This window comes from Reichenbachiella sp., from assembly GCF_039944555.1.
Classification (GTDB): Bacteria; Bacteroidota; Bacteroidia; order Cytophagales; family Cyclobacteriaceae; genus Reichenbachiella.
Window position 1 is genome coordinate 554,044 of the sequence record NZ_JBDUYN010000007.1, and the last position, 15,815, is coordinate 569,858.

At 40.2% G+C, this 15,815-nt stretch carries 17 protein-coding genes; 13 read left to right on the forward strand and 4 right to left on the reverse strand.

Annotated features, from left to right (window positions below):
- Positions 1-65 precede the first annotated feature (65 nt).
- The 4 genes from bcp to ABJD64_RS10910 are packed head-to-tail and all read right to left on the reverse strand — an operon-like array spanning position 66 to position 3,195.
- The gene (gene bcp, locus ABJD64_RS10895; RefSeq protein ID WP_348178621.1) at positions 66-515 is read right to left on the reverse strand and encodes a thioredoxin-dependent thiol peroxidase; all 450 of its coding nucleotides are present in this window, start codon (positions 513-515) and stop codon (positions 66-68) included.
- Positions 516-541: 26 nt separating this feature from the next.
- Positions 542-868: a TraR/DksA C4-type zinc finger protein gene (locus tag ABJD64_RS10900; protein WP_348178623.1), complete on the reverse strand. Its 327-nt coding sequence runs from the start codon at positions 866-868 to the stop codon at positions 542-544.
- A gap of 13 nt (positions 869-881) precedes the next feature.
- Positions 882-1,940 (reverse strand): response regulator, encoded by a 1,059-nt coding sequence (locus ABJD64_RS10905; protein ID WP_348178625.1) that lies wholly within the window; start codon positions 1,938-1,940, stop codon positions 882-884.
- Positions 1,933-3,195, reverse strand: coding sequence for a PAS domain-containing sensor histidine kinase (locus ABJD64_RS10910; protein ID WP_348178627.1), 1,263 nt, complete (start codon positions 3,193-3,195; stop codon positions 1,933-1,935). The genes ABJD64_RS10905 and ABJD64_RS10910 overlap by 8 nt, the downstream gene beginning before the upstream one ends.
- Positions 3,196-3,332: 137 nt before the next feature.
- Between ABJD64_RS10910 and ABJD64_RS10915 the strand changes: the two genes are divergently transcribed.
- The 13 genes from ABJD64_RS10915 to ABJD64_RS10975 all read left to right on the forward strand — a co-directional run bounded on the left by ABJD64_RS10915 (position 3,333) and on the right by ABJD64_RS10975 (position 15,811).
- The gene (locus ABJD64_RS10915) at positions 3,333-3,887 is read left to right on the forward strand and encodes a universal stress protein (protein WP_348178629.1); all 555 of its coding nucleotides are present in this window, start codon (positions 3,333-3,335) and stop codon (positions 3,885-3,887) included.
- A gap of 33 nt (positions 3,888-3,920) precedes the next feature.
- A complete protein-coding gene (locus ABJD64_RS10920; protein WP_348178631.1) occupies positions 3,921-6,308 on the forward strand; it encodes a heavy metal translocating P-type ATPase metal-binding domain-containing protein in 2,388 nt (795 codons plus the stop codon).
- Positions 6,308-6,484: a cbb3-type cytochrome oxidase assembly protein CcoS gene (gene ccoS / locus ABJD64_RS10925; protein WP_348178633.1), complete on the forward strand. Its 177-nt coding sequence runs from the start codon at positions 6,308-6,310 to the stop codon at positions 6,482-6,484. Before ABJD64_RS10920 ends, ccoS begins: the two co-directional genes overlap by 1 nt.
- Before the next feature lie 80 nt (positions 6,485-6,564).
- On the forward strand, positions 6,565-7,923 hold the full coding sequence (gene hemN / locus ABJD64_RS10930; RefSeq protein WP_348178635.1) for an oxygen-independent coproporphyrinogen III oxidase: 1,359 nt from the start codon (positions 6,565-6,567) through the stop codon (positions 7,921-7,923).
- A gap of 102 nt (positions 7,924-8,025) precedes the next feature.
- The gene (locus tag ABJD64_RS10935; protein ID WP_348178637.1) at positions 8,026-8,868 is read left to right on the forward strand and encodes a universal stress protein; all 843 of its coding nucleotides are present in this window, start codon (positions 8,026-8,028) and stop codon (positions 8,866-8,868) included.
- A gap of 6 nt (positions 8,869-8,874) precedes the next feature.
- Entirely contained in the window at positions 8,875-9,717 is an 843-nt protein-coding gene (locus tag ABJD64_RS10940; RefSeq protein ID WP_348178639.1) for a universal stress protein, read from the forward strand.
- A gap of 3 nt (positions 9,718-9,720) precedes the next feature.
- Entirely contained in the window at positions 9,721-9,888 is a 168-nt protein-coding gene (locus ABJD64_RS10945; RefSeq protein WP_348178641.1) for a PLD nuclease N-terminal domain-containing protein, read from the forward strand.
- 173 nt (positions 9,889-10,061) lie between these two features.
- Complete coding sequence (gene ccoN, locus ABJD64_RS10950; RefSeq protein WP_348178643.1) at positions 10,062-12,179, forward strand: cytochrome-c oxidase, cbb3-type subunit I; 2,118 nt, start codon at positions 10,062-10,064, stop codon at positions 12,177-12,179.
- A gap of 11 nt (positions 12,180-12,190) precedes the next feature.
- Positions 12,191-12,364 carry a cytochrome C oxidase Cbb3 gene (locus ABJD64_RS10955; protein ID WP_348178645.1) on the forward strand — a complete coding sequence of 58 codons (174 nt, stop codon included), beginning with the start codon at positions 12,191-12,193 and terminating at the stop codon, positions 12,362-12,364.
- Positions 12,365-12,368: 4 nt separating this feature from the next.
- Positions 12,369-13,262, forward strand: coding sequence for a cbb3-type cytochrome c oxidase N-terminal domain-containing protein (locus ABJD64_RS10960; protein ID WP_348178647.1), 894 nt, complete (start codon positions 12,369-12,371; stop codon positions 13,260-13,262).
- A gap of 4 nt (positions 13,263-13,266) precedes the next feature.
- A complete protein-coding gene (ccoG, locus tag ABJD64_RS10965) occupies positions 13,267-14,682 on the forward strand; it encodes a cytochrome c oxidase accessory protein CcoG (RefSeq protein WP_348178649.1) in 1,416 nt (471 codons plus the stop codon).
- Entirely contained in the window at positions 14,679-15,113 is a 435-nt protein-coding gene (locus tag ABJD64_RS10970) for a FixH family protein (RefSeq protein WP_348178651.1), read from the forward strand. Before ccoG ends, ABJD64_RS10970 begins: the two co-directional genes overlap by 4 nt.
- The gene (locus ABJD64_RS10975) at positions 15,113-15,811 is read left to right on the forward strand and encodes a sulfite exporter TauE/SafE family protein (protein ID WP_348178653.1); all 699 of its coding nucleotides are present in this window, start codon (positions 15,113-15,115) and stop codon (positions 15,809-15,811) included. Before ABJD64_RS10970 ends, ABJD64_RS10975 begins: the two co-directional genes overlap by 1 nt.
- The last annotated feature ends 4 nt before the right edge of the window (positions 15,812-15,815 follow it).

A 15,815-nucleotide genomic window follows, 5' to 3' on the forward strand; every position in this document is an offset into this window, starting at 1 on the left:
AAAATACAAATAAAGTTCAATAAATTACAACTTTTCTATAGAAAAGTACAATTCATATCTTCAGCTTACTCAAGAATCTGAGCGGTATGATCTTTGGTAATTACGCGGCCGATAATCTCTGATATAAGTCCTTTTTCGTCTATCACAAAGGTCGTACGAACCGTACCCATAAACTTGCGCCCATACATCTGCTTTTCTGCCCAGGTTCCGTACAAATCATGGACGGTTTTATCAGGATCAGATATCAAATCAAAGGGCAGGTCGAACTTATCTATAAACTTGACATGAGATTTTTCAGAGTCTGAGCTTACACCTAATACTACGTAGCCTTCTTTTTGCAACAATTCATGGTTATCTCGCAAATTACAAGACTGTGTGGTACAGCCTGGTGTATTGTCTTTAGGATAAAAATACAGTACTACTTTTTTTCCTATGAAGTCTGATAGTTTAATGGTAGAACCATCCTGAATTTTTGCTTCGAACAAAGGTGCCTTATCTCCTACTTTTAGAGTCATTACTTGTCAACATTTTGGTGAATTAATCAAGCGCAATTTACGCACTTATTTGATTGGGGCATCAACATTATTCTACCCAATGGAATTGGTTTTTTGCATCGCACACATATGCCAAAATCTTTGTCATCTACTTTTGACAATGCTATTTCAAGCTTCTTTTGTTTATCTTCGGATTGCTTTAATGAGGCTTCATTGATACTCTTATTATTAATAGCATCCATTCGACTTACCCGTCCTATGGCATTCTCAGGTGATATTGGTTGAGTTAGATCTTTTAAGTCCGCTACTGCCTGTCTGGTTTTTCTCAGCTCTGATCTAATCAGTTTTTTAATCTCCTTGCGATCCAATTCCATAACTGAAAGATATTTAATATCCTCGGGAAATAATCGTACTCAGTTCATCAGTATCAATTAATGTAATCTGATTCGATTTAATTTCTATTAATTGTTCTTTTTTGAAATCAGACAAGGTGCGAATAACCGATTCAGGTGAGGTCCCTACAATATTGGATAGGTCTTCTCTTGAAAACTGAAATCTTTTTTGCTCAGATCCATAGTTCTTCTGAACTGTCAACAGGGCTTCGGCTACTCTTTGTCTCACAGAATTGTAAGCTATGTGAAGCATCTTTTCCTCCTGGTCTTTGAGATTGCCAGACAAAATTTTGATGAATCTCGAGGCCACTGATCTATCCTTATAAATTAATTTTAAAAAATCGTCTTTTGGTATGTAATAAGATTCGCTATCCTCAATGGCCATTGCCGAATCAGAGTGATCCGATTGTGTGATCAAATCATTGAAACCAATAAAATCACCTGGCCCATACAGTCCTGTAATTAGTTCTTTACCATCTTTATTGGTTTTGTAGGTCTTTATTTTGCCTTTGTTAATAAAGATCAGATAATTAGGGTAATCCCCCTGAAAGTACAAATTGGTTTTCTTCTTATGATGCCGAATCCGTTTCTCCTTTGACATTTCCCTAAGGCTTTCTATTTCCTTCGCATCATTAAAGAAATTATCCAATCCTGAGATATTGGCCTCATATTCATTCTGAATCTGTTTGGTTCTTTTTAGACGAGCCTCTACGGCATCCAACAATTCAATGTCATCAAATGGCTTCGTCAGATAGTCGTCAGCTCCTAAATTCATACCCCTTCTCATGTCAGATTTTTCTACTTTTGCTGTGAGGAAAATAAACGGGATATGGGCAGTAGCAGGGTTCTTAGAAATGATATGCAGCACACCGTAACCATCCAATTCGGGCATCATGATATCACATATAATCAAATCCGGATGTTCATTTTTCAACTGTTCTAAGCCCTCTTTTCCATTACCTGCGGTCGCTACTTCATAGCCGGATAGTTCAAGAATTTCAGCAGTGTTCTCGCGCACTTCGGCATTATCTTCAATCAATAATATCTTACTCATGTTCAATTGCATTAATTTTTAGCTGGAATGTTGAGCCCAGACCTTCTGTACTCTCAAAGGTAATTTCACCATGAATCAGTTCTAAATATTTTTGTACAATATTTAGTCCCAAACCGGTACCTTGAATATGGGAAGCGTTATGTGCTCTGAAAAACTTATCAAAAAGATGCTTCTGATCTGCTTTTGGAATACCAATTCCCTGATCAGCCACTTCAATCAGTAGGCAATCGACATTCACTACTACATCCAGTGTTACAGTCGAACCCTCGGGAGAATACTTAATAGCATTAGACAACAAATTGGCCAGTACTTGTTTAAGAATTTGAGGGTCGGTGGTGAAATTCGAGTCAGGTCTAGCACAATTAAGGTCAAGTTTCTGATCCGCTTTCATCAATTGACGCATTTCATCTGCTAACTCGTGTAAAAAGTCACAAATTATGATTAGCTGCGGATACACTTGTAGTTTACCCCCATCCAAACGGTCCAGAGATAAAAAGTCGTTTAGAATACTTGTCAATTCTCCTACGCTTGACTTAATCCTGTTGATGTGTTTCAATTTCTTGTCCTTGTTCTCATCAGTGATGTATTTTCCAATCAAGGAGGCTGAAGATAGAACCGCACTTAGGGGTGTTCTGAATTCGTGTGAGGCCATGGAAACAAACCGTGTTTTGAGTTCATTAAGCTCCTTTTCTCTTTCCAAAGCTATTCGAGCCTCATTTTCTGCTTTAATTCTTTCTTTTATTTGTTCTTCCAGCTCCTGATTAGATCGTTGTAAATCTTCTATGGCAGAGTTTAGTTTTTTTGTCCGGTCATGCACACGCTGCTCGAGTTCAGTGGCGTATTTCAAAAGTTGCTCCTCACTTCGCTTTAGCTCATTTTCAGCCTCCTTTCGCTTCGAAATATCTATAATGTAGGCAATAGTCACATCCTCGTCATTCACCCTGGCCACATTCAGACTTATCTCAACCGGAAAGGTGTTTCCATCCTTTTTCAGTGCAACCAAATCTCGGCCCACGCCCATTTGTCTTGGCTCTGGTTTTTTGTCGTACTTGCTCCTGTCAACCTCATGTCTGGCTCGTAATTCGGTTGGCATTAGTTCTTCGATTCTCATTCCAACCAGTTCATTTGTGCTATATCCAAAGAGCCACTCACACGCTGGATTTGCTAGCTCAATTTTCCCTTTGCTTACCAAAAGAATACCTTCTACACATGAATAAAATATGCTCTGAAAAGTATTATTGTGTGGGTCCGTCATTACGCCTTCTTATTCGGTTGTCAAATGTAATTGTAATGATAAATTGAAAAACTGATTTCTATCATATTATTCACTGATCGTTGACATCCCACCCACCTCTTTCAATAGGTAATTTTGAAAAAACTGAAACTAGATTAATGAATACAGCTCGACGGCTACTTGTTCCTATAGATTTTTCCGATGCCTCAAAAGCAGTAGTGCAGTACGCATTAAATGATGAGCGACATAAGGAAGATTCAATTGTTTTGCTGCATTCTTACCGACTTATAGCTGAGGGTTTCTCAAGCTATCATGATTCACCCAGAGTGCTAAAAAAAAATCTCGAAGCCCAACTCCTGGATACTTTCAACACTTTCAATAAGGATTTGGCCTTGTCTGAGAAAGAGTCCCAATTTGAATTCAGAATGGAAGTTGGCTTTATTGTCAATTGTATTCACACGATATGTAAAGAATCAACGATCGACCTTATTCTTTATGCTCTTAAACGTGACAAACAAAATCAAATCCTGACGGAGCTTTTAACCCTAGACTGTGCCCCTATTATGTTAATACCGGAAAATCTTAGCATACAGCCCAACGAACCTCTAACGACAAAAGAAATTTCAAAACACGTTTTTAGCAATAACCGGGATCAATATATAAGTGAGCTTGAATCTAATTCTAATCTATCTTACACTGTGATGCCATATTAAGGGCTAAATATCTAGATTTAAATAAAAAAAGGTTTGAGCAGCTTATCCATCAAAGAGAAAACCACCTGCTACCACTGTGGTGAAGATTGTAAGGGACAGCCTATTTGGCATGAGCAGAGATCATTTTGCTGCTTTGGATGTCAGACTGTATTTGAACTTTTGAATGAAAAAGACCTATGTGACTATTATTCTTTTGAAAGCAGTCCAGGCAACCGGCTCAGTCATTTCATCAAAGACAAATATCTCTTTTTGGATGAAGACGAAATAGTCTCTCTCCTATTGGACTTTCAGTCTGAACAATTATCAAAGATTACGTTTAGTATCCCTTCTATTCATTGTAGTAGTTGTATTTGGCTATTAGAAAATATTCATCGATTCGATGATGGTATCATAAGTTCAAGAATTAATTTTTCAAACAAGAAACTATTAGTCGATTTTAACCCTTCTAAAACAAGTTTGAGGAAAATTGTCGAATTGCTCTACCAGCTAAGTTATGAGCCTGACATTTCACTTGATCAGAGAAGTACCCCGAACAAATCAACTGACAAGACCACATTCCTGAAAATTGGCATTGCAGGATTCTGCTTCGGAAATATCATGCTCTTGGCCTTCCCGGACTATTTAGGCATTGAAGTAGATTCTGAATTTGTAGCCTATTTTACGTACATCAGTCTTGCTTTGTCTTTACCAGTATTACTTTATTGCTCAAGTGAGTTTTTTCTTTCAGCAGTTGGCGGTCTTCGAAAACGGTTGCTAAATATTGATTTACCGATTGCAATTGGCATACTGGCATTATTCACACGAAGTCTTTACGAAATTCTCAGCCGTACCGGGCCAGGTTATCTAGATTCTTTGGCCGCCTTGGTGTTCTTTTTGCTTATTGGAAGATGGGTCCAGAACAAGACTTATGAAGGTCTGACATTTGACAGAAATTTCAAGTCCTATTTTCCTTTGGCCGTCCAGCGAATTACAAAAGGAATCAAAAAAAATACGCTGGTCACGAATCTCGAAGTCAATGATCAGATAGAAATCAGAAATGAGGAAATCATTCCTTGTGATTCAATACTCATGAGCAAGGAAGCACTAATCGACTATAGTTTTGTGACGGGGGAATCTATTCCAAACCGCATCCAAGAGGGGTCCAAAATATTCGCAGGTGGCAAAATAAAAGGACCAGCTACTCGAATGACGGTTATCAAACAGGTTTCGCAGAGTTACCTGACGCAACTTTGGAACCATGCTTCTTTCGAAGAATCGACAACTACAAACGCTCCATCTTTGATTGATAAAATCAGTCAATATTTCACCCCTATTGTGCTTTTCATCGCCGTTGCTGCTGGTGGATATTGGTGGGTGGCTGATGAGTCCAAAGTATTATTCGTAGTTTCATCCGTGTTGATAGTAGCCTGTCCATGCGCCCTGGCACTAGCGACGCCGTTTGCGCTTGGTGCTACTATGAATGTGCTAGGCTCGCATAAAATGTATCTCAAAGGCAGCCACGTGATTGAAAAAATATGGCGAATTAAAAAAATCGTATTTGACAAAACCGGAACGATAACAACAGGTGCCAATCAAAAGGTAGAATGGCATGGTAGTGAGCTCAGCAATCTGGAACGAGAATATATACACGCTTTGGCCAGTCAATCTGTTCATCCACTAAGTCAACAGTTGGTGACGCACATTAATAGTAATACCCAATTGAAAGTTTCAAAATTCGTAGAAGAAAAAGGCAAAGGAGTTGAAGGAGAAATCGAAGGTAATCAGATAAAAATTGGGTCTGCGTCGTTCGTAGGTATCGCACAGACTCAATCCGAAGGATCTTTTATTGCTGTCAAAATTAATGATGAAGTAAAGGGGTATTTTGAGATCAAAAGCCAATTCCGGAAAGGACTTAAGAAAATGATTGATGGGCTGAGCGAACCATTTGGTTTTGCCATTCTTTCAGGTGATAATGATCTCGAGAAAGAGAATTTGAGCAAATTCTTCCCTCAAAACACCCCATTACTTTTTAATCAAAGTCCACAAGATAAATTAGCAGCTATTCAGAAATATGAAAAGCACGAAAGAACAATGATGATAGGTGACGGACTAAATGACGCAGGTGCTCTGAAGACCAGTTATGTGGGTGTTTCTGTTGCTGAGAACATGTCGAGGTTCACTCCTGCCAGTGAAATCATTTTGTACGGAGATCAACTGACCAACCTACCAAAGTTTATATCACTTGCTAATAAGTCCAGGGAAGTAATCTTGATAGGTTTTATTGTTTCATTTATCTATAACATATTAGGATTGTCTCTCGCAGTAGCAGGACTTATTACACCTGTAATTGCAGCTATTCTTATGCCTTTGAGCAGCATTTCCGTGGTTTTGCTGTCTACCCTCGGCGTAAAATTTATAAGTAGGACGCTTAGTTTGAAATAATGAAAATCCTGGTCATCCTAATTGTCGTGAGTCTTTTCATCGCCTTATTATTCTTAGGGCTTTTTATCTGGTCTGTCAAATCTGATCAGTACTCAGATACCGAATCGCCATCAATCAGAATACTATATGACGATAAGCCGAAGACCAAGAGTGAGAAATCAAAAAAAGAAAAATGATAGAAATCATGTTTTCAAGTGATTAGTGGCCTTAGTAAAAGAGATGCAATTGGTTTGATTTGCCATCAAACACAACACTTATGTCAACCTCACTTGTTAGAAAATACAATGTTCCAGGCCCAAGATATACCAGTTACCCAACCGTTCCGTTTTGGAAAAATGAAACTGAGCTGGTATCCTGGAAGGAACGGATAAAACACACCTTCAATATAACAAACAAAGCCAAGGGCATTAGCCTTTACATCCATTTACCATACTGTGAAAGTCTGTGTACCTACTGTGGTTGTACTACCAGAATCACAATCAATCACGCTGTCGAAAAACCGTATATTGACTCGGTGCTCAAAGAGTGGAAATTGTATCTCTCCTTATTCGAAGACGTACCGGAGATAACGGAAATACACCTGGGCGGTGGTACACCTACTTTTTTCAGTCCCGAAAACTTAAGACGGCTCATAGAGGGGATCAGGCAGACCTCGGTAGTGAGAACTGATGCTGAATTTGGCTTTGAAGCGCATCCTAACAATACAACAGAAGCACACCTTAGGACCCTATATGAATTAGGGTTTCGTAGAGTCAGTTTTGGCATTCAGGACTTTGATCCTGTTGTTCAAAAAATCATCAATCGAGTTCAAACTTACTCGCAGGTAAAATTAGTGGTCGAACAGGCTCGAGACATTGGATATGACTCGATCAATTTTGATCTGATCTACGGACTTCCTTTACAAACTGATAAGAGTATAGCCGACACCTTCAATAAAGTACAAAAACTCAGGCCCGACAGAATTGCATTTTATAGCTATGCTCACGTACCTTGGGTAAAACCAGGCCAACGGATGTTTACAGAAAGTGACCTCCCTAGCAATGAAGAAAAGCGAAACCTATATGAGTTAGGCAAACAATTGCTTACCGATTTTGGCTATTGCGAAATAGGCATGGATCACTTTTCACTTCAGCAAGATGCACTCTATCAATCCGTGCTGGAAGGAAAAATGCATAGGAACTTTATGGGTTATACAACTAACCACAGTCAGCTTTCTGTTGGATTAGGAGTTTCGGCCATTGGAGATGCCTGGAATGCCTATGGTCAAAACCTGAAAAAAGTAGAAGATTACAAAAAAGCATTAGAGCAAGGTCAGTTCCCAATTTTCAAAACGCATATTCTAACACCAAAAGAATCCTTTGTAAGAAGACACATTACAGATCTCATGTGCCAATTTCAAACCACCTGGGACATCAATGATCCTAATTCTAAAATTATGGATGAGGGAGTCCAGCGTCTGGATGAGATGATTAAGGATGGTTTAGTGATTCATTCAACAGGGCAATTATTGGTCACAGAGAAAGGGCGAGCATTTGTCCGCAACGTTTGCATGGCTATTGATATACATCTATGGGAAGAAGTAAATAGTGAGCAAAAATTCAGCCTTACTGTTTAGTAAAATGATCATTATCATTATTTCGTTTGAGATTCCTCACTCGGAAGCTCAAGGGGCTATTCTACTTTAGTACTATCAGATAAACAAAGAATCAATAGAACCATGCAAACGATAGCAGTACCATTCGATTTCAGTGAATATGCGGAAGCCGCCCTAAACTTCGCTGTTCAAATTGGAGAAAAGACAGCAGCAAAAATCAAGCTCATACATGTGATTGAATATCCACTGGCTGCAACATTTAATGTGACTGGTGAAATCTCAGAATACGACCCCATGGATAAGATTTTCACCTTAGAACTTATCAGCAAGGCCAAAGAAAAATTGAACGCAGCCACCTCACAATTCAGCAATAAGGCAAGAATTGATCAGGTCGTACTCATGGGAAATCCTTACGATGGAATTACCAGTCAGATTGAGGAAATAGAGGCCGATTTGATCATCATGGGCACCAAAGGAGCCACCGGACTGAAAGAATTATTTGTAGGATCCAACACTGAAAAAATAGTAAGGAACGCGCAATGCCCGGTAGTTGCCATTCATAGCCCATGCAATATTGATGATATAAACGATATTGTTTTTGCTTCAGATCTCGATGACACCCACGGCAAAGTTCTAGATGATTTTAAGGAGTATCAGACCTTATTCAATGCCAGACTTCATCTGGTTTGGGTGGAAACCCCATACAATGCTATCAATGAAGATCTCGGCAAAGAGCAGTTGGAAAAGATTGCTCAGAAGCACAATCTTGATAACTATGAAGTTCACATTGCAAAAGCTTTTAAACCCGAAGAGGGTATACTTTCTTTCAGCTGGCATATCAATGCCGACATGATTGCGATGAGCACACATAGCCACAAAGGACTACTTCATCTGTTTGTGGGAAGTGTTGCTGAAGACGTAGTAAATCACTCTAGCATCCCAGTCTGGACTTGCAGCATAAAATAGCAAATCATGAATTTCAAAAACATATTAGTCCCTATGGACTTCTCCAAATGTGCAAAAAGCGCATTCAAAATGGCGTTAACATTAGCCAAAAGAACCGGTGCCTCTATTGACCTTGTGAGTGTTACTCACATTCCTCACCTCCATGCGGAAATGGTTGGTGCGGCCTCAATTGTTAACCCCATACTTAATGATTATCACAACTTAATTGACGAGCAATTTGATGAATTGATCAAAACAACAGAATCAGAAGGAGTCAAAATATCTATCAGCAAGTACAACGCTCCACTGCACGATGCCATCTATAGTTGTACACTTCAGAACGAATCAGACCTAATTGTGACGGGTACTAAATCACAACATGATTGGTTGGTAAATCTACTTGGAAGTAATAGTACTGATATGATCGAGCGTTCAAAAATTCCTGTCATGGTCATTCCTGAAGGTCTCGAAAACAACAACTACAAGAAAATCGGAGTAGCTATTGACTACGCAGATTTCGACGATCCTTCCATGCTTGAACCACTGCGTGCTTTTGCGGAATTGTTTGAGTCTGCCCTTTGCTTCCTGAATGTAACCACCAAACATCATAAGCTTTTTGTCTATGATGATATAAAAGTGGGCATTTCTGCCTATTTTAATGATCTGAAGCAGTCTTTTCATACCTATACCGATAGCAGACCGCTTCCGGAAATTCTGTTAGAAGCCATTAAAGATTTGGATTTGGATATGCTATTTATGTTGCCAAAAAATCACACGACACTTCAAAGGCTCATCAAACCAAGTCAGACTAAATCTATGGCATTACAAATGGATAAACCATTAATGACTATTCACGAAAAAAAGACCTAAACTATGACATCCACATTAATAGCTCTGGTGGCCGCAGCGTTTGCCATTTGGGCACTTGTATCGATTGCCCAAAGTAAAATGAATACAAATCAAAAAGTGATTTGGTTTGCAATTGTCATCCTACTGCCACTTTTGGGACCGATTGTCTACTGGTTCAAATTCAAAAAGTAGAGCTTTATTCTTAATAAACAGTCAAAATTCATGATTTCAATACTCGAAGTGGATTATTAAATAACCTCATCTAAAACATGATATTAATCATATTTATGAATGATTTCGAAAAGTAATTTCATGCTCAATTCTATCCTAAATTAGTGCCCAAATTATAAAATCAAACGCCTCATATGGAACTCGAAAAATTTAGCTACGACAATAAAATTGTCAAGTACTTTACAATTGCCTCGATTGTCTTCGGAGTAGTTGCGATGCTGGCAGGTCTGACCGCAGCCATACAGTTGTTTTATCCGGCTTTCAACTTTGATCTACAGTACACCACATTTGGTCGTGTGAGACCTTTGCATACCAATGCGGTCATCTTCGCCTTTGTGGGCAATGCCATGTTCGCCGGGGTGTATTACTCCTTGCAGCGCTTGCTAAAAACAAGGATGTTCAACGATACTTTATCCTGGATTCATTTCTGGGGTTGGCAGTTGATCATTCTTGCAGCTGCTATCACATTGCCCCTGGGTTATACAACCAGTAAAGAATATGCAGAACTCGAATGGCCAATAGATATAGCCATCACCTTGATCTGGGTTGTATTTGGCATCAACATGATTGGTACTATAATAAAGCGTCGTGAGCGACACATGTATGTGGCCATTTGGTTTTATATAGCCACTTTCGTTACTGTCGCGGTGCTTCATATTGTGAATTCAGTGGAGATTCCGGTGACATTCTGGAAAAGTTATTCATGGTACGCCGGAGTCCAAGATGCGTTGGTGCAATGGTGGTATGGACATAATGCGGTCGCCTTCTTTCTGACCACACCATTCCTTGGTATCATGTATTACTATTTACCTAAAGCGGCAAACAGGCCGGTATATTCTTATAGACTTTCAATCATTCACTTTTGGTCACTGATCTTCATTTATATCTGGGCAGGCCCTCACCATTTACTATATACTTCTTTACCTGATTGGGCCCAATCTCTTGGTGTGGTATTCTCTATTATGCTCATCGCACCATCCTGGGGTGGTATGCTAAACGGGCTGATGACCTTGAGGGGAGCCTGGGATCGCGTTCGCGAAGACCCCGTTTTGAAATTTATGGTGGTAGCAGTGACAGCCTATGGTATGGCTACTTTCGAAGGACCAATGCTTTCACTAAAAAATGTAAGTGCCATAGCTCACTATACCGACTGGATCGTAGCACACGTGCACGTAGGAGGATTGGGTTGGAACGGATTCTTGATTTTTGGTATGTTCTATTGGCTTGTACCCAAAATGTGGAATACCCAATTGTTTTCAAGGAATTTAGCAAATGTTCACTTCTGGCTAGGGACTTTAGGAATCATCTTTTACGCCCTGCCCTTATACATAGCCGGTATCACACAAGCTTCTATGTGGAAACAATTTGATGCCGAAGGTTTCCTTGTTTATAAAAACTTCCTGGAAACGGTTGTTCAGATTCTTCCGATGTACATGTTGAGAGCAGTAGGTGGAAGTTTATACCTCACCGGCGTAATCATTATGATTTATAATCTGATCAAGACCGCTGGTGTAGGTGCATTCATTCCCAATGAAGAAGCTGAGGCACCTGCACTAGAAAAGAAGGTAACTACCGGCGGACACTGGCATAGCGTATTAGAAAGAAAACCAATCCTATTTACCGTACTATCTCTGGTGGCTATATTGATTGGAGGTATCATCGAAATGGTCCCAACTTTTCTGATAAAATCCAATGTACCAACAATAGCATCGGTCAAGCCTTATACTCCACTTGAACTACATGGTCGTGATATTTATATCCGAGAAGGTTGCAATAATTGTCACTCGCAAATGATTCGACCCTTCAGGTCAGAAACGGAACGTTATGGAGAGTATTCCAAGGCTGGCGAATTTGTTTATGATCATCCATTCCTTTGGGGATCTAAACGAACCGGGCCTGATCTAGCGCGTGAAGGAGTAGGTAAACTTAAGAAATCTGACTCCTGGCATTTTTATCATATGCTTGACCCGGCTCAGGTGTCCGAGGGATCGATCATGCCTCCTTATCCATGGCTATTTGAGCAAAGTATAGATAAAGATCTTACGGCGGGTAAAATCAGCGCGCTTAGAACGGTAGGCGTGCCATATCCTGACGGCTATGAAGAAACTGCAAACAACGATCTTGAAATGCAGGCAAAAGGTATAACGGATAACCTGGCGGCGGAAGATGTGGAAATTTCAGGGGACACGGAAATTATAGCGCTAATTGCCTATCTCCAAAGACTAGGTAAGGATATAACAGTAAAAGACTAAAGGAAAAAATTATGTTTAAATACTATTTCGAACAGGTAAATGGTGTGGAAATATGGCCGATTATTTCCTTGTCCATCTTTTTCATCTTTTTTGTGGGTTTGCTTTGGTGGGTGTACAGAGGCGTAGACAAGTCCTACATAGATGAAATGAAAAACTTACCCATTACCAAAACACCTAAATCATAAAGACATGCATAATATAAAGAAATATATAAAGGGACTTGGGCTATGTTTAACACTATTGCTTACGGGTCATGTCTCGTCGGCCCAATCTGAAACGTTGAATCTATCCAACGAGGAGACATCAATGATTGTGATATCATTGGTTTTGGTTGTGATGGTTTTGGTATTGCTAGTCGCTTTTTATTTGCTCACTATACTGCGTGTGATGGTAAGAGAAGACGGTATTCGCAGAGCGAAAGAAAAGGGCATCGAATATGTTGAAGAACCAAGCATGTGGTCCAAGTTTTATGCCGGATTGACGGATGCAGTACCGATCGAGGAAGAAGCTACCGTCGAACTGGATCATAATTACGATGGTATCAGAGAACTGGACAATCACCTTCCTCCCTGGTGGACATACATGTTTTATGCCTCCATTGTATTTGCTGTCATCTATATGTTTATGTATCACGTGAGTGGAAGTCTTCCATTGCAAACCGAAGAGTATGAAATAGCAATGGCCGAAGCCCAAGCCAATAGAGCGGTTGCTGACGAAGGGAGCTCAATTGATGAGTCAAACATCGTTTTCTCAAATGACCCGGCCGTTTTGGCCAGCGGAAAAACGGTTTATGAACGAAATTGTGTGGCCTGCCATAAAGCTGGCGGTGAAGGTGGAATAGGGCCTAACCTCACAGACGAATACTGGTTGCACGGCGGCAGTATACAAGACATCTATAATACGATAAAAAATGGCGTTCCTGACAAGGGTATGATTGCCTGGGGAGATGTCCTGTCCCCAACTAAAATGAATGACGTATCTTCCTATATAGAAACGTTGAAAGGCACCAATCCTCCAAATGCTAAGGCACCACAAGGTGAGTTGTACAAAGAAAAAGCAATAGAGGAAGCGGTCGCGGAATAAAAAGATGGAAAACCATTACGAGTTTGAAGAGGAATATAGAGACACGATAGCTACAGTTGATGAGTCTGGCAAACGGATTTGGATATATCCCAAAAAACCCAAAGGCAGATTTCATAACTATCGAATTCTGGTCACCATCGTTCTTTTGGGATTGCTCTTTGCCGGACCTTTCATAGAAATCGATGGTCACCCTCTCCTACTTCTCAATATTTTCGAAAGGAAATTTGTAATCCTGGGTCAGGCATTCTGGCCACAGGATTTCTTTTTATTGGCTCTATTAGCAGTCACTTTCTTTGTTTTTATTATTCTGTTTACCGTTGCATTTGGTAGAGTTTGGTGTGGCTGGGCATGCCCACAGACCTTGTTCATGGAAATGGTTTTTCGAAAAATCGAATACTGGATAGAAGGTGACGCCAATCAGCAAAGAAAGCTTAACGCCTCCCCCTGGAATGCACTCAAGATTTGGAAGAAGTCTCTAAAACACTTTATTTATCTGGCCATCGCCATTCTGATATCTCATACAGTCATGGCCTATCTCATTGGCATAGATCAGGTTATTGAAGTTGTTTCTCAGCCACCTGCCGCACATATGAATGGCTTTATAGGATTGGTAGTTTTCACCGGCATTTTCTATTGGGTGTTTGCTTATTTTAGAGAACAAGCCTGCACAGCAGTTTGCCCCTATGGCAGACTACAAAGTGTACTGATCGTAAAAGAAACTATGGCGGTCATGTACGATTGGCTTCGGGGTGAACCGCGCTCAAAGCTCAAAAAGAATGAACAGTCAAGTGATACCGGAGACTGCATAGACTGCAAGCTTTGTGTACACGCTTGTCCTACCGGCATCGATATCCGAAATGGCACACAGCTGGAGTGCGTAAACTGTACGGCATGCATGGATGCCTGTGATGAGGTAATGACCAAGATCAATAAGCCAGAAGGATTGATTCGACTCTCGTCGCACACCGCTATCGAATCCGGCCAAAAAAAGCTCTTTACACCGAGAGTCGCTGGCTATTCCGTGATACTTCTAGCCCTGGTTGGTTTTCTCTCTTTCATGCTGATTTCCAGATCAGATGTGGAAATCACTGTGCTAAAGGTACCCGGTACGCTTTATCAGAAAACAGATGATGGACAAATCTCAAACCTTTACAATATCCAGTTTGTAAACAAAACCTTTGAGGAGTTAGAAATTGAATTGAAGGTATTGAATAATCCTAAGGCCATCATAAGCCGTGTAGGGACTCAAAGAATTATAATACCTGCCAATGATAAATATGAAGGTGTGTTTTTTATAAAAATGACTTCAACCGAAATCACAAAGACTAAAACAAACGTAGACATTGGTGTATTCACCGATGGCAAGTTAATTGACGAAATTGACACCAAATTTTTAGGGCCTGTAAAATTAAAAAAATGAATTGGGGTAAAAGTATTATACTGGCTTTCGTGCTGTTTGCGGCACTGATAATCACCATGGTGGTTATATCAATGAAACATGACGTCAACCTCGTAGCGCAGAATTACTATGAGGAAGAATTGGCCTACCAGGACCAAATCGATCGGATGCAAAACTTTAAAGACCTCAAGGACAAACCCATGATTGTAAAATCAGGTAACCTCATCGTTTTGTCATTTCCTGCTGAGTTAGCAGGTCAGATCGAAACGGGCGAAATCCACTTTTTCAGACCTTCAGATCATGCCATTGATAAAAAAATAGAACTCAAACTTGACGATGAATTCAAGCAGTCCTTTCCAATGTCAGTATTTGGCAAAGGTCTTTGGCGAACCAAACTAAGTTGGACTGCAGCAAACAAAGAATACTTCTCAGAACAAAGAATTGTATTGTAATGTACTGGACGGCTCTCTTTCTTGGGTTTGTAGGGAGCCTGCATTGTGTAGTCATGTGCGGGCCTATAGTCCTTGCCATGTCGGGTCAGCAGACACTTTCCAAATTCTTAGTTAGTCGAGTGCTCTACAATTTGGGTCGAATTTGTACTTACGCAGCAGTCGGTCTATTATTTGGGATTTTAGGTGAATTAATATTTCTGGGTAGCTACCAACAGGCATTCTCAATTGGTGTTGGGCTATTTATGATAGTACTGGCTTTTGCTCTCGGTAGTTCAGCCAAAGGAAAACTTTATAAGCCCATGTACCAACTGACTCAGAGTCTTAAAGCACGCCTGAGCAAATGGCTAAAAAACACCAGTTTGCAAGGCTCCTTTTTATTGGGATTGCTCAATGGTTTTTTGCCTTGTGGCCTAGTTTATGCCGCCGTTGCAGGGGCATTGGCTACAGCCAATCTTCAAAGTGGTGTCATATACATGATCGTTTTTGGACTTGGAACCTTTCCTGCCATGCTGTTTATGGCACTATCAGGGCGCTCGCTGAACGGCATCTCATTTATATCGCTTAACAAGCTGTCAACCATATTTGTTTTTACTCTAGGTTGTCTATTGATTATAAGAGGAATGGACTTGAACATTCCCTACTTAAGTCCAGCAATCTCCTTTCTTTACCCGACGGCCGATATTACAGTTTGCGAATAAAACA